This is a genomic window from Longispora albida DSM 44784 (assembly GCF_000379825.1).
GTDB classification, from domain to species: Bacteria; Actinomycetota; Actinomycetes; order Mycobacteriales; family Micromonosporaceae; genus Longispora; species Longispora albida.
The window spans coordinates 1-22,569 of the sequence record NZ_KB903813.1; the positions used below are offsets into that span (position 1 = coordinate 1).

The 22,569-nt window shown below is 70.2% G+C and carries 21 protein-coding genes and 1 pseudogene; 8 read left to right on the forward strand and 14 right to left on the reverse strand.

Annotated features, from left to right (window positions below; all coding sequences use genetic code 11):
* The 3 genes and pseudogenes from A3G1_RS41270 to A3G1_RS42040 all read right to left on the reverse strand — a co-directional run.
* Window positions 1-249: pseudogene (locus tag A3G1_RS41270) on the reverse strand (IS30 family transposase); the annotation flags it as partial.
* A gap of 85 nt (window positions 250-334) precedes the next feature.
* Window positions 335-1,435 carry a hypothetical protein gene (locus tag A3G1_RS37900; RefSeq protein ID WP_018347401.1) on the reverse strand — a complete coding sequence of 367 codons (1,101 nt, stop codon included), beginning with the start codon at window positions 1,433-1,435 and terminating at the stop codon, window positions 335-337.
* Between the two features lie 177 nt (window positions 1,436-1,612).
* Entirely contained in the window at window positions 1,613-1,747 is a 135-nt protein-coding gene (locus A3G1_RS42040) for a hypothetical protein (protein ID WP_018347402.1), read from the reverse strand.
* 166 nt (window positions 1,748-1,913) lie between these two features.
* On the opposite strand from A3G1_RS42040, the gene A3G1_RS32355 reads away from it, so the two are divergent.
* Entirely contained in the window at window positions 1,914-3,737 is a 1,824-nt protein-coding gene (locus A3G1_RS32355) for a hypothetical protein (RefSeq protein WP_018347403.1), read from the forward strand.
* Window positions 3,738-3,758: 21 nt separating this feature from the next.
* Here A3G1_RS32355 and A3G1_RS0100025 read toward each other — a convergent pair whose 3' ends face one another.
* The 4 genes from A3G1_RS0100025 to pdhA all read right to left on the reverse strand — a co-directional run bounded on the left by A3G1_RS0100025 (window position 3,759) and on the right by pdhA (window position 7,884).
* Window positions 3,759-4,226 (reverse strand): NUDIX hydrolase, encoded by a 468-nt coding sequence (locus A3G1_RS0100025; RefSeq protein ID WP_026211640.1) that lies wholly within the window; start codon window positions 4,224-4,226, stop codon window positions 3,759-3,761.
* Between the two features lie 189 nt (window positions 4,227-4,415).
* Complete coding sequence (locus A3G1_RS0100030; RefSeq protein ID WP_026211641.1) at window positions 4,416-5,762, reverse strand: dihydrolipoamide acetyltransferase family protein; 1,347 nt, start codon at window positions 5,760-5,762, stop codon at window positions 4,416-4,418.
* Between the two features lie 2 nt (window positions 5,763-5,764).
* Window positions 5,765-6,745: an alpha-ketoacid dehydrogenase subunit beta gene (locus A3G1_RS0100035; protein WP_018347406.1), complete on the reverse strand. Its 981-nt coding sequence runs from the start codon at window positions 6,743-6,745 to the stop codon at window positions 5,765-5,767.
* Complete coding sequence (gene pdhA, locus A3G1_RS0100040; RefSeq protein WP_018347407.1) at window positions 6,745-7,884, reverse strand: pyruvate dehydrogenase (acetyl-transferring) E1 component subunit alpha; 1,140 nt, start codon at window positions 7,882-7,884, stop codon at window positions 6,745-6,747. Before pdhA ends, A3G1_RS0100035 begins: the two co-directional genes overlap by 1 nt.
* 461 nt (window positions 7,885-8,345) lie before the next feature.
* Here pdhA and A3G1_RS37905 point away from each other — a divergent pair, with 461 nt between their 5' ends.
* The gene (locus A3G1_RS37905) at window positions 8,346-8,903 is read left to right on the forward strand and encodes a hypothetical protein (RefSeq protein WP_026211643.1); all 558 of its coding nucleotides are present in this window, start codon (window positions 8,346-8,348) and stop codon (window positions 8,901-8,903) included.
* Window positions 8,904-8,907: 4 nt separating this feature from the next.
* A complete protein-coding gene (locus A3G1_RS0100050) occupies window positions 8,908-9,114 on the forward strand; it encodes a hypothetical protein (protein WP_018347408.1) in 207 nt (68 codons plus the stop codon).
* Between the two features lie 4 nt (window positions 9,115-9,118).
* On the opposite strand, the gene A3G1_RS0100055 is transcribed toward A3G1_RS0100050, so the two are convergent.
* The 3 genes from A3G1_RS0100055 to A3G1_RS0100065 all read right to left on the reverse strand — a co-directional run bounded on the left by A3G1_RS0100055 (window position 9,119) and on the right by A3G1_RS0100065 (window position 12,308).
* On the reverse strand, window positions 9,119-9,898 hold the full coding sequence (locus tag A3G1_RS0100055) for an alpha/beta fold hydrolase (protein WP_018347409.1): 780 nt from the start codon (window positions 9,896-9,898) through the stop codon (window positions 9,119-9,121).
* Between the two features lie 70 nt (window positions 9,899-9,968).
* A complete protein-coding gene (locus A3G1_RS0100060) occupies window positions 9,969-11,444 on the reverse strand; it encodes a glutamate-cysteine ligase family protein (protein ID WP_018347410.1) in 1,476 nt (491 codons plus the stop codon).
* Between the two features lie 291 nt (window positions 11,445-11,735).
* Window positions 11,736-12,308, reverse strand: coding sequence for a YceI family protein (locus A3G1_RS0100065; protein ID WP_018347411.1), 573 nt, complete (start codon window positions 12,306-12,308; stop codon window positions 11,736-11,738).
* Window positions 12,309-12,395: 87 nt separating this feature from the next.
* Between A3G1_RS0100065 and A3G1_RS0100070 the strand changes: the two genes are divergently transcribed.
* The gene (locus A3G1_RS0100070; RefSeq protein ID WP_018347412.1) at window positions 12,396-12,854 is read left to right on the forward strand and encodes a MarR family winged helix-turn-helix transcriptional regulator; all 459 of its coding nucleotides are present in this window, start codon (window positions 12,396-12,398) and stop codon (window positions 12,852-12,854) included.
* Window positions 12,855-12,861: 7 nt separating this feature from the next.
* Here A3G1_RS0100070 and A3G1_RS0100075 read toward each other — a convergent pair whose 3' ends face one another.
* Complete coding sequence (locus A3G1_RS0100075; protein WP_018347413.1) at window positions 12,862-13,578, reverse strand: APH(3') family aminoglycoside O-phosphotransferase; 717 nt, start codon at window positions 13,576-13,578, stop codon at window positions 12,862-12,864.
* A 4-nt stretch (window positions 13,579-13,582) separates the two neighbouring features.
* On the reverse strand, window positions 13,583-14,011 hold the full coding sequence (locus A3G1_RS0100080) for a DUF1707 SHOCT-like domain-containing protein (RefSeq protein WP_018347414.1): 429 nt from the start codon (window positions 14,009-14,011) through the stop codon (window positions 13,583-13,585).
* Window positions 14,012-14,047: 36 nt separating this feature from the next.
* Between A3G1_RS0100080 and A3G1_RS0100085 the strand changes: the two genes are divergently transcribed.
* Both A3G1_RS0100085 and A3G1_RS0100090 read left to right on the forward strand, forming a co-directional pair.
* Entirely contained in the window at window positions 14,048-14,890 is an 843-nt protein-coding gene (locus tag A3G1_RS0100085) for an LLM class flavin-dependent oxidoreductase (RefSeq protein ID WP_026211645.1), read from the forward strand.
* 26 nt (window positions 14,891-14,916) lie between these two features.
* Window positions 14,917-15,411, forward strand: coding sequence for a YbhB/YbcL family Raf kinase inhibitor-like protein (locus A3G1_RS0100090; protein WP_018347416.1), 495 nt, complete (start codon window positions 14,917-14,919; stop codon window positions 15,409-15,411).
* 374 nt (window positions 15,412-15,785) lie between these two features.
* Here A3G1_RS0100090 and A3G1_RS0100095 read toward each other — a convergent pair whose 3' ends face one another.
* Window positions 15,786-18,173, reverse strand: a complete 2,388-nt coding sequence (locus A3G1_RS0100095; RefSeq protein ID WP_018347417.1) for an ATP-binding protein — start codon at window positions 18,171-18,173, stop codon at window positions 15,786-15,788.
* Window positions 18,116-20,086 (reverse strand): MMPL family transporter, encoded by a 1,971-nt coding sequence (locus A3G1_RS32365; RefSeq protein ID WP_018347418.1) that lies wholly within the window; start codon window positions 20,084-20,086, stop codon window positions 18,116-18,118. Before A3G1_RS32365 ends, A3G1_RS0100095 begins: the two co-directional genes overlap by 58 nt.
* A gap of 148 nt (window positions 20,087-20,234) precedes the next feature.
* On the opposite strand from A3G1_RS32365, the gene A3G1_RS37910 reads away from it, so the two are divergent.
* Both A3G1_RS37910 and A3G1_RS0100110 read left to right on the forward strand, forming a co-directional pair.
* Window positions 20,235-21,263: a trypsin-like serine peptidase gene (locus A3G1_RS37910; protein ID WP_157640776.1), complete on the forward strand. Its 1,029-nt coding sequence runs from the start codon at window positions 20,235-20,237 to the stop codon at window positions 21,261-21,263.
* A gap of 228 nt (window positions 21,264-21,491) precedes the next feature.
* Window positions 21,492-22,565, forward strand: a complete 1,074-nt coding sequence (locus A3G1_RS0100110; protein ID WP_018347420.1) for a helix-turn-helix transcriptional regulator — start codon at window positions 21,492-21,494, stop codon at window positions 22,563-22,565.
* The last annotated feature ends 4 nt before the right edge of the window (window positions 22,566-22,569 follow it).

The following is a 22,569-nucleotide window of genomic DNA, read 5'->3' on the forward strand; positions in this document are numbered from 1 at the left end:
ATACCGGTCGGACCGAGACGGCAAACGCGCGGCCGCCCGCGCGGTATGCGCGGGCGGCCGAAACGGCTTCTTCCGTCCTTCCGGGCGCCCGTTGCTCCACTCCTGCCCGGTCCGCCTGTTGACGCCGACGATCCGGCACGCCTCTCGAACGCTGAAGCCCTGCTGCATGAGCCGGAAGTATTCCTCCCGCTCCGCGACCAGCTTCTTGCGTCCCTGAGGCACCCGACCCTCACGAACCTCGAAATCCATCGCATCCCCTGAACTGGGGTGTTGCGACGACCACTAGAACTCAAGTGTACTCCGGGGCGGGGCTTCCGTGTGAGCCGCGCTCGTCCTACTTCTTGGCCGGCTTGAGGCAGAGCACCTTCTCCGGCTTGTTCTTGGTCTCCAGGATGACGACCGGCTGCTGCGGGTCGCACTTGTCCTGCGCGTCCACCGACTTGGTGATCACGTAGGCACCCTTGGCGTCACAGCTCGACGGCTCGGCCTTCTCGCCCTTCTGCACGATGCACGACTCGACCTCGTACTTCTTACCGCCAAAGGCGAAGTACCCGATGCCGGCCGCGCCCACGCCCGCCAGCACGACGGCGACGAGCAGCAGCGCGATGATCAGGCCCTTGCGGGACTTCTTCGCCGGAGCGGCACCCGGGAACGGCGGCAGCGAAGCCCCGCCACCCTCCGGCGTGACCGGAACCGGGGGCACCGGCGGGCCAGCCGGCGGCGGCACCTGGGCGTGACCGGTCGGCACGGGCGCTGTCGGCGTCCCGTACACGGCGGGGATCGCCGGAGCGGGCACGACAGCAGTGGCGTCCTCGACCGGAGGCTGCATGACCGGGGCCTGCGGAGCCGGGGTCACCGGAGCAGCGGGCGGCGCCGGAACGTACGGCGGCGGGGTCGGAGGCATCGCGACCTGAGACGTCACGGTCTCGGGCTCGGCAGGAGCCGCAGGAACGACCGGCGGAGCAGGAGCAACCGGCGGCACCGGAGCAGCAGCGTCGACAACCGGAGCGACCGGAGCCGGAGCAGCGGGCGGTACCGGCGCGGGAGCAACGGGCTCTGTGGACACTGCCGGGGCAGCGGGGGCAGCCGGAACGACCTCGGTGACCGGCTCGGCAACCGCTTCCGTGACAGGCTCGGCCGGGGCCGGAGCGGCGGCAGACGCAGATTCCGTCGCCGGCTCGACGGCGGCCGGCGCCGCGACAGGCTCGGCGACCGGGGCAGTGACGGGCTCGGCAGCTGCGACCGCCTCGGTCGCGGGCTCTGCCGCCGGCGCCGGTTCCGCTGCGGGGGCCGGGACCGCTGCCGGCTGCACCGCTGTCGGTTCCTCAGTGGACGCCGCGGGCACAGCAGGCTGGGGGGTGACCGGCTGGGCTGGGGCCGTCGCGGGCTCGTCCGCGGCCGGCGCCTTGGCCGAGGCGGGGTCCTCGGACGTCATGAAAGTCTCCTTGAGTCGGCGGTCCGGTCGCACCGGCAGGTCCGCCGATGACAGTAGCCGAGAGCAGGACGCTGCGAGATCGCGAAACCGGATACCTCGCTTTATACACTGCGAAGCCCCGGCGGGCTGTGCCTGCCGGGGCTTGCGAAGTGTGGAGCCGGGGATCCGGCTGGGAGATTAGTAGCGGTTCGCGATGGTCAGCAGCTCGTCGCGGAGGGACTGCGACGGGCAGTTCTGCAGTGCACGCTCGATGGCCCGAGCCCGCCGGTGCGCGGCGCGCCGGTTACGGAACTTGTCCATGAGGTTGCTCATCTTCACTCGCCTCTTCTGCGTAGCGCGTCTTTGTTGTATCTCTATTTAACTCCCTCAGACCCCCTCTTCGCCAGCGAATCAAAGGTGTGCTCCCTCACGCTGCCTACGAATCGGAGGTGTCGCGCAGGCGACAGAGTGGTTTCGAAAGGGGCTAGCGTTGGCTGGCATGGCCGCACTGCTGATGCTTCTCGCGTACCCGCTGATCGCGGCCGCCGCGTTTCCCGGGCCGGGGCGGCAGGCTCCGGTGCGGCTGGCGCTGCTGCGCGCGGCCGTGATCACGGGTGGCTACGCCGTGCTCAGCACCGAACTGCTCTCCTGGTACAAGATGATAGGCCTTCTGGGGTTTTGCCTGGTTTGGCTGGTGGCTATCGTGATCGCGGCAGCCGTGCTCGCCTGGCGTCGTCAGAAGATCAATATCGTCGTGTACTGGCGGCATCCTGTGGTCTGGGCGCTCGGGGCGCTCGCGCTCGGCACGTTCGTGCTCGCGATCGGGTACCGGCCGAACAACTTCGACTCCATGACCTACCACCTGCCCAGGATCGAGCACTGGCTGCGGCAGGGCACTGTGGACCTGTTCGCCGTGCGGATCCACAGGCAGGTGACGTTCCCGCCCGGGGCGGAGTACGTGCTGCTTCACCTGCGTGTGCTCAGCGGAGGCGACGCGCTGCTGAACCTGCCGCAGTGGTTCGCGGCTGTCGGGTGCGTGCTCGCCGCCAGCCGGATCACCCTGCAACTCGGCGGCGGCCGGACAGCGCAGCTCCTCACAGCCGTCGTGGCCGGCAGCGCGCCGATCGTGCTCCTGGAGGCCAGCAGCACGCAGAACGACCTGATCACCGCCCTGTGGGTGGCCTCGCTGGCCACGATCCTGCTCGACTTCCGGCTGGCCGACGCGCCACTGCTGGGCCTGGCAACCGGCCTGATCGCCGTCACCAAGATGACCGCGCTGTTCGCCGCCGCGCCGCTGCTGCTGTGGTGGGGAATCCGGCTGGTACGCGAGCGGCCGTGGTGGACCGTCGCGGCCACGGGCGGGCTGCTCGGGCTGGCCGCCTCGCTGTGCACACCGTTCCTGCTGCGGATCTACGCGGAGTGGGGGAACCCGCTCGGGCCGGAGTACCTGGGCGACTCCGTCACCATGCAACGCCACGACCCGGCCGCGATCCTGGTGAACGGGCTCAAGATCGGGCAGGGCATCTTCGACCTTCCCGTACTCGGGCCGCTGGCCGCAGCAGCCGTCCGGGGCGTGGCGGGCCTGCTCGGAGTGGGCATGAACGACCCGGCCGCGAACTTCGGGCCGGCCTTCCCGCAGACCCTCTGGTACCCGGACGAGGACCGCGCCTCCTACCCCCTCCAGGCCGCGCTGATCCTGGCCGGCCTCGCCTACTGCGTCCTCCGCCGCCGGATCCACCTCTACCCCGCCTGCTTCGCCGGGGCGATCCTCCTGCACGTCTCCATGCTCAAGTGGCAGATGTGGGGCAACAGGCTGACCGTGTACCTGCTGATCCTCGGCGCTCCGCTGGCCGGTCTCCTCCTCGCAGCCCTCGCCCGGAGATGGCGGCGCACCACGGCTGCCCTGGTGGCGGTGATGCTGCTGGTCGGCGGGGCGACCGTCGCGTACGGCTGGCCGCGCCGGCTGGCCGGGCCGCAGTCACTGTTCACACTGGACGAGATGGGCGAGCGCTTCGCCCGGCGGCCAGCGTGGGAGGCCGACTTCCGCTGGGCGGCCGGTGCGGTCGGCGGGGCACGGAAGATCGGGCTGGCGCAGGCGAACGACTCGTGGGAGTACCCGTGGTGGGTGCTGCTGGGCGACCGCGACTGGTACGCGCTCCAGACGATGGTCGCCAGCCGCCCGGCGGCCGACCCGCTGAGCATGGACGCGATCGTGTGCATGGTGGAACCAGTCACCGCGTGCGCCAACTACCAGCCGCCGGGGTGGAGCCGGCAGACACACGGCAGGGTGGCGGTGATACTGCCACCGGGCCTCGCTCGTTGAGCCTGCGGCGGCGCTTCGCGGTCACTTGAACCAGGGTGTGGCTTCCGGGTCGAGGGCGAGAGCCACGTACCGGGCATGACGCGATGGCAGCTCGGGCATCGCCTCCGGCGCGAACCACGCGACTTCCAGGGACTCGTCGTCGCCGACCCGCGCGGCACCGCCAGCGGCCCGGCAACGGAATGCCGTGTCGAGCCAGTAGACCTGGTCGCCGTTGGGGCACACCACCAGGTCGAGTGCCTCCACGCCGAGCAGGCTCTCCACGACAGCCTCGACGGCCGTCTCCTCGGCGATCTCGCGCAGCGCCCCGGCCGCGGGCTGCTCACCCGGCTCCAGGCACCCGGTGACCAGCGCCCACTGGCCATTGTCGGACCGGCGGACCAGCAGCACCCGGTCATCGTCGTCGAGCACCACCGCCGTCACACCCGGCAACGGCAGCGGATCACGACCAACTTTCGCCCGCAGGGCGAGCACGAACTCCGGGATAGCCATCCGGCGACACTACTCGGGCGGGCGGCTCACCCGGGTACCCACAAATGATCTTGATCTTGGTTCTTGATCTAACGCGCGGTGGCCCGCTGAGGGCGGATCTGGCAAGCATCAGGGCTTCCCTCGTACCGGTGTTGTACGTGGGAAGCCCTGATGCGCAGTCCAGATTCGTTCTCAGCGGGTCGGCACTACCTACCAGCCGAGGAGAGCGGTTTCTGGGTCCTCGAGGAACGCGCCGATGTCGGCCAGGAACTTCGAGCCCAGCTCGCCATCGATGATCCGGTGGTCGAACGACAGGCCCAGCGTCGTGACCTGACGCGGCTTGACCTTGCCCTTGTGTACCCAGGCCTGCTCGCGGATCGCGCCGAACGCGAGGATCGCGGACTCGCCCGGAGGCAGGATCGGGGTACCGGTGTCGACGCCGTAGACGCCGACGTTGGTGATCGTGAACGTGCCGCCGGTCATGTCGGCCGGGGACGTCTTGCCGTCGCGTGCCGTGCCGACCAGCGTGGTGAGCGCGTCGGCCAGCTCACGGAACGACAGCGAGCCGGCGTCCTTGATGTTCGGCACGATCAGCCCGCGCGGGGTGGCGGCGGCGATGCCCAGGTTCACGTAGTCCTTGACCACGATCTCCTGAGCGGCCTCGTCCCAGGACGAGTTCACCATCGGGTGCCGCTTGAGGGCGGCGGTGGCCGCCTTCATCACCAGCAGCAGCGGGGAGATCCGCACGTCACGCCACTCGCGCTTCGCCTTCAGCCTGTCGAGGGCCTTGACGCCACGGGTCACGTCGATCGTCAGGAACTCGGTGACGTGCGGCGCGGTGAACGCCGACTGCACCATGTTCGCGGCGGTCAGCTTCCGCACACCCTTGATCGGGATGCGGGTCTCGCCACCGGTCGTGACGACGCGGACCGGCGCGGCAGCCGCCGGGGCCGCCACGGCCGCGTGCACGTCCTCGCGGGTGATCGAGCCCTGCGGGCCGGTACCGACGAGGCCGGCCAGCGAGACGCCGAGGTCCTTGGCGAGCTTGCGTACCGGCGGCTTCGCCAGCACGTGCGCCGCGACCGGGGCCACGGGCTCTGCCACCACGACGGGAGCCGGAGCAGCGACGACCGGAGCCGGAGCGGGGGCAGCGACGACCGGAGCCGGGGCACCGCCCTTGCGGGCCCGGCGGGTCGCCGTGCCCTGGCGGGGGCCGTAGCCGACCAGGTTCGCCTCGCGCTTCGGCGCCTCGGCCGAGGCCGGAGCGGCAGCCGGGGTCTCGACCGGCGAGGCCGGCAGCTCACCGGCCGTCGGGTCGGTGTCGTACTCGATGATCGGCGCGCCGACCTCGACCGTCGTGTTCGGCTCGAAGAACAGCTTCGTCACGACGCCGATGTACGGCGAGGGGATCTCGACGGCGGCCTTGGCCGTCTCGACCTCGACGATCGGCTGGTTGAGCTCGACGTGGTCGCCGACCTTGACCAGCCACTGCAGGATCTCGCCCTCGGTGAGGCCCTCGCCGAGGTCGGGGAGCTTGAACTGCTTGATCCGCGACATGCTCACCACCCGAAGGACTTGTCGACGGCGTCCAGGACCCGGTCGAGGTCCGGCAGGAACTCCTCCTCGACCCGGGAGGCCGGGTAGGGGATGTCGTAGCCGGTGACCCGCTGGACCGGGGCCTCCAGGGAGTAGAAGCACTCCTCGGTGACCCGGGCGGAGACCTCCGCGCCGATGCCGAGGTTCTTGGAGGCCTCGTGCACGACGACCAGGCGGCCGGTCTTGCGGACCGAGGCGAAGATCGGCGCGTAGTCCACCGGGGACAGGCTGCGCATGTCGATCACCTCGATCGAGCGGCCGTCCTCCTCCGCTGCCGCGGCGGACTCCAGCGCGACCTTGACCATCGGGCCGTAGGCCACGATCGTCGCGTCCGAGCCCTCACGGAGCACGGCGGACGTGAAGAGGCTGCCCGGCTTGACCGACAGGTCGACCGAGGCCTTCTCGTAGTAGCGCCGCTTGGGCTCCATGAAGACGATCGGGTCGTCGCTGGCGATCGCTTCCTGGATCATCCAGTACGCGTCGGCCGGGTTCGAGCAGGAGACGACCTTGAGGCCCGCGGTGTGCGCGAAGTACGCCTCCGGGGACTCCGAGTGGTGCTCGACCGCGCCGATGCCGCCGCCGAACGGGATCCGGATGACGACCGGCAGCTTCAGCTTGCCGCGCGAGCGGTAGTGCATCTTGGCGAGCTGGGAGACGATCTGGTCGTACGCCGGGTACACGAACCCGTCGAACTGGATCTCCACCACCGGCCGGTAGCCACGGATGGCCAGGCCGATCGCGGTGCCGACGATGCCGGACTCCGCGAGCGGGGTGTCGATGACCCGGTTCTCGCCGAAGTCCTTCTGGAGACCGTCGGTGATCCGGAAGACACCGCCGAGCTTGCCGATGTCCTCACCCATGAGCACGACCTTCGGGTCGTCCTCCATCGCCTTGCGAAGCCCGTTGTTGAGGGCCTTGGCCAGGGTCAGCGTTTCAGCGGCCATCAGTGGGCACCTCCCTCGAACGTTGCCTCGTACGCGACGAACTCCGCGCGCTGCGCGTCCAGGTGGTGCGAGCCACCCGCGTAGACGTGGTCGAACATGGACTCCGGTGCCGGGTTCGGCAGGGAGAGCACCCGCTCGCGCAGGCTCACGGCCTCGACGCCGGCCTGCTTCTCGACGTCGGCGAGGAACGTCTCGTCCGCCAGGCCCTGATTGTTGAGGTACGCGCCGAGCCGGGCGATCGGGTCCTTCGCCTTCCACTCCTCGACCTCGGCGGACTGCCGGTAGCGGGTCGGGTCGTCGGAGGTGGTGTGCGGGGCCATCCGGTACGTGTAGGCCTCGATCATCGTCGGGCCGTTGCCGCGCCGGGCGTTGTCCATCGCCGCCTTGGTCACGGCGTAGACGGCCAGCACGTCGTTGCCGTCCACCCGGATGCCGGGGAAGCCGAAGCCCTGCGCGCGCTGGTACAGCGGGACGCGGGTCTGGCGGGCCACGGGCTCGGAGATGGCGTACTGGTTGTTCTGGCAGAAGAACACGATCGGCGAGTTGTACGCGGCGGCGAACACCATCGACTCGTTCACGTCGCCCTGGCTGCTCGCGCCGTCACCGAAGAACGCGATCACGGCCTCGCCGTTGTCGTCGCCGACGGCGCCGTCGTTCTGGATGCCCATCGCGTACCCGGCGGCGTGCAGCGTCTGGGCGCCGATCACGATCGTGTACATGTTGAACTTGAACTCGTTCGGGTCCCACGCACCCTGGTCGACGCCCCGGAACAGGCCGAACGGCATGATCGGGTCGATGCCACGGGTGTAGAGGACGCCGTGCTCCCGGTACGTCGGGAATGCCATGTCCTGCGGGCGCAGTGCGCGGCCCGCGCCGACCTGGGCGGCCTCCTGGCCGAGCAGCCCTGCCCACAGCCCCAGCTCGCCCTGGCGCTGGAGGGCGGTGGCCTCGGCGTCCAGTCGGCGGACGGTGACCAGGTCGCGGTAGAGGCTCCGGAGCTCGTCGTCGGTGAAGCTGACCGAATACTCGGGATGCTCGACGCGGTCGCCTTCGGGGGTGAGCAGCTGGACGTACTCGGGCTGGCCGCCGGTCTTGCTGCGGCTGCCGGTCTTGGCCTTGGCCTTGGCCTTCTCGGCCATGCGGTTTCCCTTCTCCCTCATCGAGGTGCGCCAGCGCAGGGGTGACGCGCCGGAGCATGACGAAACTGTGCGGCATCCGCCCCGGGTCCGGGGCCTAGTCGCGGGAGCGCCGGCACCGGGAGTTCCCCTTCCGCACGGTAGTGCGGTCACGAACACCTGTGCCGTCGCTGTCCAGCATCGCATGACCGGTGAGAGCGGCCACACTCACGGGATCGGTGGTTTGGCCAGACTCGCCGGTGACTCACGGTTCGAATCCAACTTACGTCGGCAAAAGCCGCAAAATCTCAAGGTCTCGAATCGGCAACGCTCGCGGCCGGCAATTCGCTTCCTGCCTGGGTGACCGTTTCATCCTTGGTACCCGCAGCGCGGTGTTCACGAAGACTCGCCCGGCGGCGGGTCTCGCCTTGGCGCCAGTCATTCGGGCATCCTGGTTGTCCGGGGGATGCTAGGGAGGCTTGGGGATGAAGATCCGGCCACTCGCCGGGCTCGTGGTCGTGGCGTCGTTTGCCGCCGCCGTCCAGTTCAGCGCCGGCGAGGCCTCCCTGAACCAGGGCAGCAGGCCGAGCGTGTCGCTACCGCAGATCGCCGTGCTGCCGACCGGGCCGGTCGTGGTGACCGTGGAGCCCACAGCCCCGGCTGGTACCTCTGGTACCCGGCAGCCGTCGCCGCCCGCCCGCGAGGCCCAGCCCGTCCCGGCCGCACCTCCGCCCGCTCCGCCCCGGGCCCCGGCACCTCCGCCACAGCCGGTGGCTTCCCCGGTACCAGCAGCGCCAGCCCTCCCGGCCACCTGGCCGTCCCGGCGGCCCGAGGTCGTGCCGGTCCAGTCGCCGCCGGTCGTGAAGCCCCCGCCCGTCGTCCAGCCGGTACCGAGGCCGGGCCCTCCGGCTGGTGAGCCCGGCCCGTGCGTGCGGATCAAGGTGCCGTGGCTGGCTCCGCGCATCGCGGTCACCGAGGAGAACGTGCAGATCCGGGTACACCGCGTCACCCACCACAGAGGACGCCTGCCCCGGGTACCGTAGGGGCATGACATTCGTCGATGCCCTGATCGGGGCTGGCATCCTGCTCGTCATCGCCGCGTTCGCAGTCCTGGTACCCGCGACCCGGGGCCGGGGCTATCCGACACCGGGTCAGGCCCGGCGCGCCATGCGCGTCGCGACGCACTCCGGCCCGTGGATCGTCCGTAACTTCACCGACGGCCCCACCCAGAAGCCGGGAATCGACGTCGGCTGAGCCCTCAGGTCCTGGTGACCGCTCCGGTGGTCTCCAGGATCGTGCGGGTCACCAGTTCCGGGTCGTCGTACATCGGCAGGTGGCCGCAGCCCGGCAGCCAGACGTGCCTCGCCTCGGGCAGCCGCTCGCGGGCACGGTCGGCCTGACGGGGGCGCAGGATCCGGTCCTTCGTCCCCCAGGCGACCGTCACAGGGCTCGCCGGGCTCCCCGTGAACTGGTATCCGATCCCGGCCCTGGCCACGCGTGTGAAGGCCCGGCCGCTCCGCAGCGCCATCATGTCGCTGAACAGCACCTCCGGGTCGAGCTGGCCCGGCCTGCCGTAGAACAGCGCCGAGCTGATCCGGCGCAGTCGCGCGGTGCGCAGCGTCCGCCGGATCAGCGCACGCGGCGCGAAGCTCAGCATCCGGTAGCCGACGAGCACGCCAGCCGTGTACCCGAACTCGAGCCTGCTCCAGAAGCCCGCCGGGTCCAGCGCGGTCGCGCTCGCGACGTGGCCCGCGGCGGCGAGTTCGAGGGCGAGCGCCCCGCCGAGCGAGTTGCCGGCCACGTGCGGCCGCTCGACGCCGAGTTCCGTGAAGAACTCGGCGAGCCTGCCGACCACATGACTCATCTCGTACCGGTCGATGCCGGCCGAGGCCCCGAAGCCGGGCAGGTCGATGGCGATCACGTCGTGCCGGGCCGCGAGCCCGTCGAGCACGGGAGCCCAGGCCTGCCAGTGGTGCCCGATGCCGTGCAGGAGGACGAGCGGGCTGCCGGCGCCCCGCCGTTCGTACACAATCGCCATTACCCGAGAGTAGGGACTGGGGTTACTCAGCGGTAGACCTCGATATGCCAAAACCGGCCGGCTACCCGGATCAGTCGAGCGGCCAGGTGTGCACCGGGGCGTTCGTGACCGAGTGCCTCCGGTACCGGACCAGCATCTCGCGGAGCGCGTCCGGCCTGGTCAGGCCCGACTTCTCCAGCTTGGCCACCATCACGGTCTGCCAGGTCGCTCCCGTGCGGCGCAGGGCGCACCGGCGCTCGATGATGCCGAGCAGCCGGTCGCGGATCTCGGGCTCCACGCCGAACCGGTCGAGGCCCTCGTACGCCAGCGGCAGCAGCCGGTCGAGGATCAGGTCGGTGAACTTCAGCTCCGACTCGCCCGGCCACTGGCCGACGGCGTCGATCCCGCGCCGGGCCGCCGAGTAGAAGTTGGCCTCGGCCGCAGTGAAGGGCAGCTTGGTCCACACCGGACGGTCTTCCTCCGCGAGCGCGCGGACGAGGCCGTAGTAGAAAGCCGCGTTGGCCATCATGTCGACGACCGTCGGGCCTGCCGGGAGGACACGGTTCTCGACGCGCAGGTGCGGGCGGCCGCCCATGACGTCGTAGACCGGCCGGTTCCACCGGTACACGGTGCCGTTGTGGAGGCGCAGCTCGCCGAGGGTCGGCACGCCGCCGCCGCGCAGCACCTCCAGCGGGTCCTCGTCGTCGAGGAGGGGGAGCAGCGGCGGGAAGTAGCGGACGTTCTCCTCGAAGAGATCGAAGATCGAGGTGATCCAGCGCTCGCCGAACCACACGCGCGGCCGGACGCCCTGGACCTTGAGCTCCTCCGGACGCACGTCCGTGGCCTGCGTGAACAGCGCGATCCTCGTCTCGGACCACAGCCGCTTACCGAAGGCGAACGGCGAGTTGGCCCCGACCGCGATCTGGGCGGCGACGATGGCCTGCGAGGCGTTCCAGTAGGCCGGGAACTGCTCCGGCGACACCTGGAGGTGGAACTGGATGCTCGTGCACGCCGCCTCGGGCGCGATCGAGTCCATGTCGGCGGAGAACCGCTCCGCCCCCCGGATGTCGATCTCCATGTACTCGCCGCGCTCGGCCATGATCTGGCTGTTCAGCAGGCGGTACCTCGGGTTGGCCGAGAGGTTGTCCTCGATCATGTGCTCGGGCCCCAGGGTCGGCAGGATGCCGATCAGCGCGATCCCGGCGTCTGCCTTGGCCGCGCGGTCGCCGAGCTGGGCGAGGGTGGTCTTCAGCCCGTTCTCGTACGCCGAGAGGCCGTCAGCCCCGATCAGCCGGGGCGGCACGTTGATCTCCAGGTTGAACTGGCCGAGCTCGGTCTGGAGCAGCGGGCTGGCCATGTACGTGAGGATCTCGGCGTTCTTCATCGCCGGGGCCGCAGCGCCGTCAACAATGTTCAACTCGATCTCCAGCCCGGTGAGCGGGTGATCGGAGTCGAACCGCAGCTCGTCGAGCATCAGCGCGAAGACATCGAGGCAGCGCCTCACCTTCTGCCGGTACCGCTGGCGGTCCTCATGGGTGAACTCACGCTGCTGGACGTCCCTGCCCATCGACTCTCCTGGATGGTCGTTCGCGGCGGTGAGCTTCCTAGGTTAGGGGTACCGGGCACCCACGGCTAGTACCCAATCGCATAGCGTATTCACTCATGTCACTCATCGGACAGATCGGCACACCCGGAAACCAGTTCGGACACTGTGGAGCGTGACCGGTCGAGCGCCGGAAACCAGCACTAGGGGCGGTCGCGTGCGCGGTCCCCGGTACAGAATAGTGATGTTTGTCAATGCCGAGGGGCCGCACCTCACGGCACGGCCCCTCGCGGCAGAGTCTGGTCCTGCGGAGATCTACGCCTGGCGGATGGCCTCGGCCTCGATCTCGATCTTGATCTTCTTGCCGACCAGCACGCCGCCGGTCTCCAGCGCGGCGTTGAAGGTCATGCCGAAGTCCTCGCGGTCGATCTCGGTGCTCGCAGAGAAGCCGGCGACCTCCTGGCCCCACGGGCTCTTCGCGAGGCCCTCGAACTCGACGGCCAGCTCGACCTCGCGGGTCACGCCACGGATGGTCAGGTCACCGACCAGGACGAACTCGTTGCCGTCGACGTCCTTGACCGCCTTGGAGGCGAAGGTCACGACCGGGTGGTTCTCGATGTCGAGGAAGTCGCCGGCCTTGACGTGCGCGTCACGGTCGGCGTTGCCGGTGGTGAAGCTGGCCGCCTGGATCGTGACGTTCACGGCGGAGTCGAGCGGGTTCTCCCCGACGGTGATCTCCCCGGCGAACTCGCCGAACGAGCCGCGCACCTTGCTCACCATCATGTGGCGCGCGAGGAAGCCGACCCGGCTGTGCGCGACATCGAGGGCGAAGGTGCCGGCCGCCGGGATGGCAACGCCGTTGAACTCACGGGTGACGATGGAGGTCATGGCTCGTTCCTTTCAGGTTTTGTTGACGACGCAAATATACCCCACGCAACTATCCCGATGTCAACTACTGACTGATAGGGTTGTCACATGAAGGCGTACGAGGACCCGAGGATCACCGCATTCGGCCTGCTGACCGAGGTGCACAACGGCCTGGCCATCCGGCTGGGCCAGGCGAGCCCCAACGGGCTGTCCGCGCCAGAGTTCAGCGTGCTGATCCGGTTGGTACGCAGCCCCGGCTCCCGGCTGCGGCTGTCGGACCTGGCCACGCAGACCACCCTGTCCACCAGCGGCGTCACCCGGCTCGTCGACCGGCTGGAGCAGCAGGGCCTCGTCGAACGGGAGCCCTGCCCCACCGACCGGCGCAGCTCGTACGCGAAGATCACGGCAGCGGGCGCCGAGCTGATCGACAGCCTGGCCGCCGACAGCGTGAAGGTGATAGACCGCTGGTTCACCGGGCTGCTCAGCCCCGAGCGGCTGGACGAGTTCCTCGGCACCCTGCGGATCATCCGCGACGAGGTGCACCCGGGAGCGACCGCAGGCTCTTAGTCTCCGGTCAGCAGAACTCGTCGAGGAGCCGGAAGAAGGCGATCCTGCCCGGGTCCGGCTCCGCGCCGTACCGGCTGAGGAAGCGGGCGGCCAGCTCCGGCCCCCACTGCGCGTTCATGTCGCTGGTCAGCGAGCGGGTACAGATCGCGAGGTCGATCCAGCGGTCGCCGACTCCGAGCCGTTCCACGTCGATCAGCCCGGTCACCTCACACGTCTCCGGGTCGAACAGGACGTTCGGGACGCAGAGGTCGCCGTGCGTGACGACGAGATCCTCGGTACCCGGCCTTGTCCTGAGCAGCTCGGCCACCAGCTGGTCCCGGGTCCAGCCCGAGCGTTCGGCGTCGAGGTCTTCGAGGTCGACCTCGTTGCCGAGCGCCTCGGGGATGGTCACCGCGAGCGTCCGGTCGTACGGGCACCCGGCGACCGGCAGCGCGTGCAGCCGGACCAGCACCTCCGCCAGCGCGTCGATCACCTTCGGGCGCAGCTCGGCAGGCCAGGGCTCGGCGGCCGACCTGCCAGGCACCTCGGCGGTGACCAGCAGGCCGGGGCGGCAGTCCAGCACCTCGGGCGCCGGGATGCCCTGCCCGCGCAGCCAGGCCAGCCGGGAGCCCTCCGCGACCAGGTCGACGGCCCGGTCGTCGGGGTCGGCGGTCTTGCGGTAGACGCCACGGGAACGCGCGACGGCAGCACCCGACCTGCCGATCGTGACCTCTTCCCAGCTCACAGCGCTACCTCTTCTTCTTCCGCCCGTGGTCCTTGTCGCTGCCCGGCATGATCGCGGCGGCCAGGATCCAGGCGCCCCAGATGCCGAGCGGCCAGATCGGCCAGAAGTACCGGAACTCGCCGGACGCGAAGCTCGACACGCCCCAGATCGCGGTGAGGATGACGGCGGTGCCAGCCCAGGTACGCCACTCGTTCATCCAGGCCTTGCGGTCGCTCTCCTTGCGGGCGACCTCTGCGCTCACGACCGGGGCCGGCAGGTCGGCGGTCAGCGGCACGAGTTCGCTCTGGACAACCGCGCGCAGGCTCAGGTCGAACCGCCGCTCGTACTCGTTCAGATCCAGCCGGCCCTCCGACAGCGCGATCCGCAGCCGTTCCGCGACAGCAGACCGGTCCGCGTCGGAGACCCGGATATCGGGGGTGTTCTCGTGATCCACCCAGTGATTGTCACACCCTCGGGCTACGGTCCGGCCATGCGATATGGATTCGTTCTGCCTTATGGTGACGCGCGCCAGGCCGCGGAGCTGGCGGTGATCGCCGAACAGTCCGGATGGGACGGTTTCTTCGTCTGGGAGCCGGTGTGGGGTGTGGACGCCTGGGTGGCGCTCACCGCGGCCGCGATGCGCACCGAGCGCATCAGGCTCGGCACGATGCTCACTCCACTGCCGCGCAGGCGGCCGTGGGAGCTGGCCGGTCAGGTGTCCACTCTCGACAACCTGTCCGGAGGCCGGGTGATCCTGTCCGTCGGGCTGGGCGCCGTCCACGAGGGCTGGCGGGCCTTCGAGCGCGACGAGGGCCGCCGGGTCAGGGCCGGCAAGCTCGACGAGGGCCTGGACATCCTGGCTGGCCTGTGGTCAGGGCAGCCGTTCAGCTATCAGGGCGAGCACTACCAGGTCTCGGAAACAGACTTCTTCGTACCGGCGCCGCCGGTCCAGCGCCCGCGCGTGCCGGTCTGGGTCGTCGGGGCCTGGCCGCGTCCACAGTCGATGCGCCGCTCGGCCCGCTGGGACGGCTGGCTGCCCAACTACATCCCGAAGTCCGATGTGGAGCACACCGAGGGCGGCAGGCCGCCGGTGCCGGAGTTCGCGAAGGCCGTGGAGTGGCTGCGCAGGGAGCGGGGCGGGAGCCTCGACGGGTACGACGTCGTCATGGAGGGCTTCACACCCGCCGATGACCAGCAGGCCGCAGCCGACGAGGTCCGGCCGTGGGCCGAGGCCGGGGCGACCTGGTGGCTGGAGGCCAACTGGGGCCTGGCGAAGGACGAGGTCTACGCGGCGAGCGTGGCCCGGCTGGAGGCGGGGCCGCCCCAGCTCTGATCATCCGCTGGTGGTAACACATACACATGCGCGCACCGATCCCGTACGACTACCTGCCGCCCGTCCCGGCCTTCGCGCTGACCAGCGAGTCGATGGCCGACGGCGGCCGGGTGGCCGACGAGCAGGTCTACGACCGGGGCAACGTCTCGCCGCAGCTGTCCTGGTCCGGCTACCCGGCCCAGACGCTGAGCTTCGCCGTCACCTGCTTCGACCCGGACGCGCCGACCGGCAGCGGCTGGTGGCACTGGCTGGTGTTCAACCTGCCGGCCGATGTCACCTCGCTCGCGGCCGGAGCCGCGCTACCTGCCGGGGCGGTGACATCCCGCAATGACTATGCCGAGTACGGTTACGGCGGCCCGAATCCGCCGCACGGACCAGCACACCGGTACGTGTTCGCGGTGCACGCCCTGGACACCGCTCGCCTGGATCTCGATCCGGACGCGCCGGCCGCCCAGGTCGGCGGGAGTATCCGCAGGCACACCATCGCCCGCGCGGTACTGACCGCGGAGTTCGGCTACTAGGTTTCTCCGGCTTCGGCCCAGCACCACCCCGTCGGCTCGCGAGAAGAGCCACCAGTCGGCTGACGGGCCTGACCCGAGACCACAGGTACCAGCACATCCCTACGGGGATCGGGGATGGCCCGGAAGCTCCGGCTGGCCCTGGAGATGCCCCCAAGCCGTCTCCAGGACCAGCCAGCGGGCATTCCGGTCGGCGAGTGAAGCCCCCAGCGCTCGGCCGCCCGGCCCCATGTGCTTGCCCTGCCCCGGACACTAGCCGGGTGGTTTGCCGGATTCGCCGGTTAAGTTGCTGGTCACCGTGCGTCAGGCGGCAGTTCTGCCGCACGTTCTGCCGCTTTCCGGGGCTGCGTGCGCTGACCTGGTCGGCTAGCCGACTTTCACAGAAGTCCGGCCAGGAGCTTCTGCTCCCGTGGCATCAGGCTCATGCCCTGCCGGGCGCGGAGCCGGTCGAGCCTGGCCAGCGCGTCAGAGCGTTCCGCCGAGTCGTCCGTGCTGACCGCGAGGCCGACCAGGGCTTCGAGGGCGTCGCGGGCGTCGTGCTGCTCGGTCAGCTGCTCGACCGCCTTCGCGAAGCGTTCCGCCGCCCCGCGCCGGTCGCCGCGGGCCAGGGCGACGCTGGCCTCGATCGCGGTACACAGGCCCCGGACGGCTCGGTTCTTCTCGTAGCCGGGCCGGGCCCGCAGGTCGGCCAGGATCGCGGTCGCGTCGTCGAGCCGCGCGTCCTGGGCGTAGGCGTGGGCTGCCGTGCACAGCAGCCGCAGGTGCAGCCCGGGCTCGCCCAGCTCGACCAGGAGCGGCATGGCCTGGCGGGCCACCATGACCGCGTCGGCGTACCGGCAGTCCAGCCTGGCCACCTCGGCCAGGTTGAGCCGGACGACCACGGTCAGCCGGGTGTCCTCGATCTGCCGGGCGAGCCGTTCCGCGACCTCCAGCCGGTGCCGGGCTGCCGTGAGGTCGCCGACCCGGATGTCGTGCCAGATCAGGTTGTTCTGGGCGACGACCATGTCCCGTGGCCGTCCGCTGCGCTGGGCGACGGCGACCGCGCCCTGAGCGTGCCGCAGGCCGGTCTCGTAGTCGCCGAGGGCCTGGCAGAGCCCGGCGGCCATCCCGTGGGCCTGAAGCTCGCCGGAGCTGTCCCCTGCCGTGGCGAAGAGCGCGATGGCCTCGTCGAGCACGTGCAGCCCCGAGTCCTCCGGATCCTGCGCGCCGATCCGGCCCGGCTCGTGGGCCAGCATCACGACACCGAGGATCGCCCAGGCCTTCGTCAGTGGTTCCACTGTGGTGGCTGCCGGGTCGGCCATGAGCGCGCGGAGCAGCTGCTCGCCCTCCTCGCTGCGGCCACGGGCCCGCCAGTACCGGGGGAGCCGGGCGGCGATCCGCAGGGCTGCCGCCGGGTCGTGCTCGGAGCCCCAGACGAGGGCGTAGCGGATCTCGCTGTAGATCTCGGAGAGTCTGGCGATCGCCTGCTTCTGGCCGGCCCCGGTCAGCGCGGCCGAGATCACCGCGACCTGGTCGGCGACGAGCGCCGCGTGCCGGGCACGGAGCGCTGCGAGTTCCTCGGGGCCGGTGCGCTCGGCAGCGTAGTCGCGTACGACGTCGAGCAGGTGGAACCGCAGCTCGGCACCGGGCAGCAGCGTCACGAGCCCGAGAGAGACGAGCCGGTCGACGCTCGGGACGATGTCCTCTTCCGCGAGGGACTCGGCCAGTTCCATCGACCAGCGGCTCGCGAAGGTCGACAGGAGCCGGAGCACCTTGCGTTCGGTCTCGTCGAGCAGCTGGTAGCTGGAGGCGACGGCCGCGCGGAGGCCGGCACCGAGGTCCAGCACGCGGCCGCCGTACCTGGACAGGATCTCCACCACGCTCAGCACCCGGCCCCGCGCCGCGGCCAGTTCGAGGGCGAGCGGCAGGCCGCCGAGGCGTTCGACCAGTTCGGACAGTGCGTCGCGTTCGTCGTCGGAGACCTCGTGCGCGCGGACGCGGCGGAGCCGGTCGAGGAACAGTGTCGCGCCGGCTGTGGCGTCGAGGGGGAGCAGTGTGCGCTGGTACTCGCCCTCGATGCCGATCGGGTGCCTGCCGGTCGCGATGACGTGCAGCCCGGGCAGGCTGGCCCGCAGCTGCGACAGCGCGCCGGCCACGGCGGCGGGGGAGCGCTCGATCGCGTCGACGACGATGAGGGCTGGCTGGGTACGCAGGTGGTCGATCAGTCCCTCTATCCGCACCACCTGGAACGCCGCGGCGATCGCGCCGAGCAGGTCGGTCTCCCCGGCCGCGTCGGTGACCGGCACCGCGACGACGCCGCCCGGGTACCGGGACGCGACCTCGTGCGCGAGGGCGACCGCGAGGCTCGTCTTGCCCACGCCGGCCACGCCGACCAGCGTGATCAGCTCGGCGTCCGGCAGCAGGTCGCCGAGCTCGGCGAGGATCAGGTCCCGGCCGATGAGCTGCGGGGCCGGCGGGAGGTTGCGGATCGCGCCGTCACCGGGCGGGGTGACGACACCCCTGGCGGCGTTGTCGAACTCGACGCGGGTGTTCCCGTTCAGGTTCAGCGCGTCGGCGAGCAGCTCGACGGTGGCGCGCTGCGGGCGGGCGACGTGGCCGCGTTCGAGGTCGCGGAGGGTACGGATGCCGACGCCGGCCCGGCTGGCCAGTTCGCTCTGGGTCAGGCCGGACGCGCGGCGCAGCAGGCGGAGCCGTTCGGCGAAACTGATCACCGGGAACCCTCCAGTGTGGACGATGCCCGCGTGGTCGATGGCCACCAGTTCCACCGGCCGAGGACGGTCATCGAGGCGGGAAGCAGGAGCCCGCGCACGATCGTGACGTCGATCAGCACGGCGAGCAGCATGCCGACACCCAGCTCACGGACGGCGATCAGCTGCCCGGCGGCGAAGCCGGCGAAGACGAGGCAGATGCAGACCGCTGCGGCGGTGACGACGCGGCCGGTGCGGGTGATGCCGTCGAGCACGGCCCGGTCGTCGCTCAGGCCGTTCCGCCTGGCCTCGGTGATCCTGGCGAGCAGGAAGACCTCGTAGTCGGTGGACAGGCCGAAGACGAACACGAACAGCAGTACCGGCGTGGTCAGGTCGAGCGTCCCGAACAGCAGGCTGAGCAGCCCGAAGCTCGCCCCGGCCGTGAGCAGGTTGAAGACCAGCGCCTTGAGCGGGACGACGAGGGAGCGGGTCAGCCAGAAGAGCAGCGCGAACGTGGCCAGCAGCACGGCGAGGACCGCGATGGGCAGGCGCTTGGCGACCGAGGACCGGTAGTCGACGACCTCGGCGGCCTCTCCGCCCACGCGTACCAGGAAGGGGGTTGGCACTTCCCGCACGGCCGTGACGAGATCGCGTGCCTGTGCCCCCGTGGTCTCGCCCTTGGGGGTGAGCTGGATGATCGTCGTGCCTTCCGGCGCGTCGGAGTCGAGCGCGAGCCGATGCGCGCCGGGCAGCCGCAGCAGCTTGTTCATGTAATCGCGGACCTGCGGCGTCGCGTCGTCGGCCTCCACGATCACGTCCAGCGGCCGGGCCGCCGAGCCCGTCATCTTCTGGTACGCGTCGTAGGAGCGCCGGGCCTCCTGGCTGGCCGGGAGGGCACGCGCGTCGGAATTCTGGAGGTCGACGCCGAGGAACGGGACGCTGAGGAGCGCGAGCCCCAGCACCGTCCACAGTGTGACCTGGCCGGCGTTGCGCTGCGCGAAGCCGGCCAGTTTCGGCAGCAGCCGATCGCTGACCTTGGCCGGTTTGAGCCGGTGACCGGCGACGGCGAGGATCGCGGGCACGAGCGTCACCGCCACGGCCGCCGAGACCAGCACGACGACACAGCCGCCGAGCGCCATCGACACGAGCAGCGGCTCGTCGAAGAACAGCAGGCCGAGGAGGGACGCGGCGACCGTCAGGCCGGAGATCACGATGGTCCGGCGGGCCGACCGGCCGTCCTCCCGGAAGCGGGCGACGATCAGCAGCGAGTAGTCCACGGCCAGGCCCAGCCCGAGCAGCGTCACGATGTTGACCGTGTACTCGCTGACCGGCGCCACCCCGGCCAGCAGCCGCAACGCCAGCAGGCTGACGAGGATGGACACGACGGCCACGGCCAGCGGGATCGACGCGCCGAGTACCGAACCGAAGATCACGAAGAGCGCGACCAGCAGCAGCGCGAAGGCCACGCCCTCGCCGATCGCCAGGTCGCTCATCGCCTGCTCCTGGAACGCCCGCTCGGTCAGCTCCTTGCCGCCGACCAGTACCTCCGGCGCGCTGATCTGGTGCAGCAGCGTCTTCACCTGGTCCTCGGCGCCGTGCCGCTCGTCCTCGGACAGGCCGTCGACCAGCTTCACCCGGATGGTCATCGCCAGTTTGTCCCCGCTGACCTGGCCGCCGGGCGAGGAGTACAGGTCGTCGACCTTGGCGACCGGGCCGAGCTTGCGGACCTGCTCGACGATGCCGGAGACCTGGTCGACGAGCGCCTTGTCGTACACGTCCCGGCCCTTGACGACCGCGATCATCACCGGGCCGTCGGGCACGAGCTGGTGCAGCCGGTCCCCGGCCTGCTTCGACTCGGCCCGCGGGCTCAGGGTCGGCGTCTCGCCCAGCCGGTCGAAGACCCCGCCGCCGAGTACGCCACCGAGCACGGCGACCACCGCCCAGATGGCGAGAACGACGTACCGGAACTTGTACCCGAGGCCTGCTGACACCCCGGCACTAAAGCACACCTCAGCAGCACGGGAAACCCCTCGTCAGGTATAGGACAAGTGCGGCACGGCCGGATGCCGGTTCGCTGTTCCGGTACACGAATGATCTCCTTTGGATAGATTTGCCGGAATCACGTGTATGGAGGTGATCGTGAAGGTTCTCGTGTCCGCGCTGCTGCTCAGCGCCCTTCTCGTACCGGCCGGTACCGCAGCGGCCGGTCAGCCGCAGGCCACTCAGGACGGGGTCGTCGCGGCGGCCGCGCAGCAGCTCGCCGGGCCGCCGGTGACGCTGCACTACCCGGGCAGCCAGTACGTCATCGCCCAGCTCCTCGTGCCACCCGGCAGCTCGGTCGAGGTCACCGACGCGACCGGCAGGCAACGCCGGACCTACACCGCCTCCGGCTGGACCTACTCAGTCGAGGGCGACACCATGCTCCTGACCTCCAGCTCAGCCCGGATCGTGCGCACGGCACGCGGCTTCCGTCCCGGCGAGAAGCTCTGCGGCGACGAGGACTTCCGCAACGTCACCTGCTACGCGAAGTCCCATCCGTGGACCTACGAGCACAGCAAGGCCGTCGCCCGGCTCCGCATGGTCCGGCCGGAAGGCGTCTTCGTCTGCACGGCCTGGCGGATCGGCGAGGGCGACCGGATGCTCACCAACAACCACTGCTTCTCGACGGAAGACCAGGCCCAGGGCGTCGAGGTCCAGTTCAACTACCAGTGCGGCACGTGCGACAGCACGACCGTCGACACCGAACAGGTGATCAAGGTGCGTCCCGCCGGGATCCTCACCACCAGGACAAACCCCGACTTCACCTTGTACCGGGTGAGCGACCCCGGCACCATCGCCCACTTCGGATACCTCGAACTCGCCACCGGGGCCGCCGACGTCGGCGAACCCGTCTACATCCCCCAGCACCCGGCCGGGCGGCCCAAGCAGCTCGCGATCCACGACGACCAGCTCGGCGGGAACCGCTGCGAGATCGGCGGCCGGTCGGCGACCCGGCTCCACTACACGTGCGACACGCTCGGCGGCTCGTCAGGCAGCCCGGTACTGTCCCGCAACTCCCACAAGGTCATCGCCCTCCACGCCCTCGGCGCCACCTGCCTCGGCACCTCGGGCGGCAACTCCGGCTACCGGTCCGACCAGATCCACCCACTGATCGAGGAGTACCTGTAAGCAGGCTCTGCTGTGGATGAGCGAGCCCCAGCCCGGTGCCTCTGTCGTGACCGTTCAGCGGCCAGGGGCTGTCGGCAGCGCTGGCACTCGATTCCTGCCTACCCGACCGGACGGGGGACGCTCTAGACACAGAGTCACTGGTCAGCCACGATCACTGAAGCACCCAGCTGTCTTCTTCGTGCTTCTTTCTCTGGCATTGGGCGGGTTGGTGATCAACACTTGATCCCGATGGCTGACATGGATGGCGCATCGCTGCGCAGGGCTCGCGAGGAGGCCGGGCTCAGCCTGGCCGGGATGGCTCGCCGGGCCGGCTACAGCCGCAGCCACCTCGGCAACGTCGAGACCGGCGCGAAGCGAGTGACCACCGATGTCGTGCTGGCCTACGAGCGCGTACTGGGAGATGTGTTGGACCGCCGCGGAGTACTGACCGGCCTGGCCGCCGGGCTGATCGGACCGGGTGCCGCGTCTGAGCTGATCCGGCACGGGTTCACCTCGGCGCTCGACGGGCGGGGTTCGCCCGATGACTGGGAGCGGCAGGTCGCCGGGTACGGCCACGACTACATGGTTCTCGGAGCGAGCGAGTTGCAGGCCAAGCTCGCCGGGGACCTGGTCGTGCTCCAGCAGCACGTGGAAAGCCCGCACCTGTGGGGCCTGGCCGCCCGCGCCATGACCGTGTACGGCAAGACAACGAAGGAACCGGCTGAGGCCATCTCCTGGTACGCACTCGCAGGGAAGGCCGCTGACCGGTCCGGCGACGAATCCGTACAGGTATGGACGCGGGGCCGGGCCGCGCTGGCACTGGCCTACGAAGGCGCTGCTCTCAACGTCGCGAGCCAGCTCGCCGAACACGCGTTGCAACTCTCGGACAAGCCCTCACTGGGACGCCTGAACGCCCTGCTCGGGCAGGCCCACGTCCAGGGACTGCGCGGGCAGCGCAAGGAAGCACAGTCCTCGCTGGACACCGCCCGGCGGGTATTCGACCAGTGCGGTTCCGAGGAACAGATCTCGGACTTCGCCATCCCGGAATGGCGCATGGCGACGATCAGCAGCCTCCTGCTCTCCCGGGTCGGAGCAGAGGCCCAGGCCGTGAAGGCACAGGAGACAGCGGACACGACCCGCCCGGCCACACTCCCCCGGTTCGCGACCCACATCGAACTCCACAGAGGACTGATGCTGGCTCGCACGGGTGACCGGACCGGCGGGGCGACCTACGCCCGCGCCGCCCTGGCCAAGCTGCCAGCCGAGAAGCACAGCCAGTCGCTCCGGCTGATGCTCACCGAGATCGAGCGAACCGGTTCGTGACGCG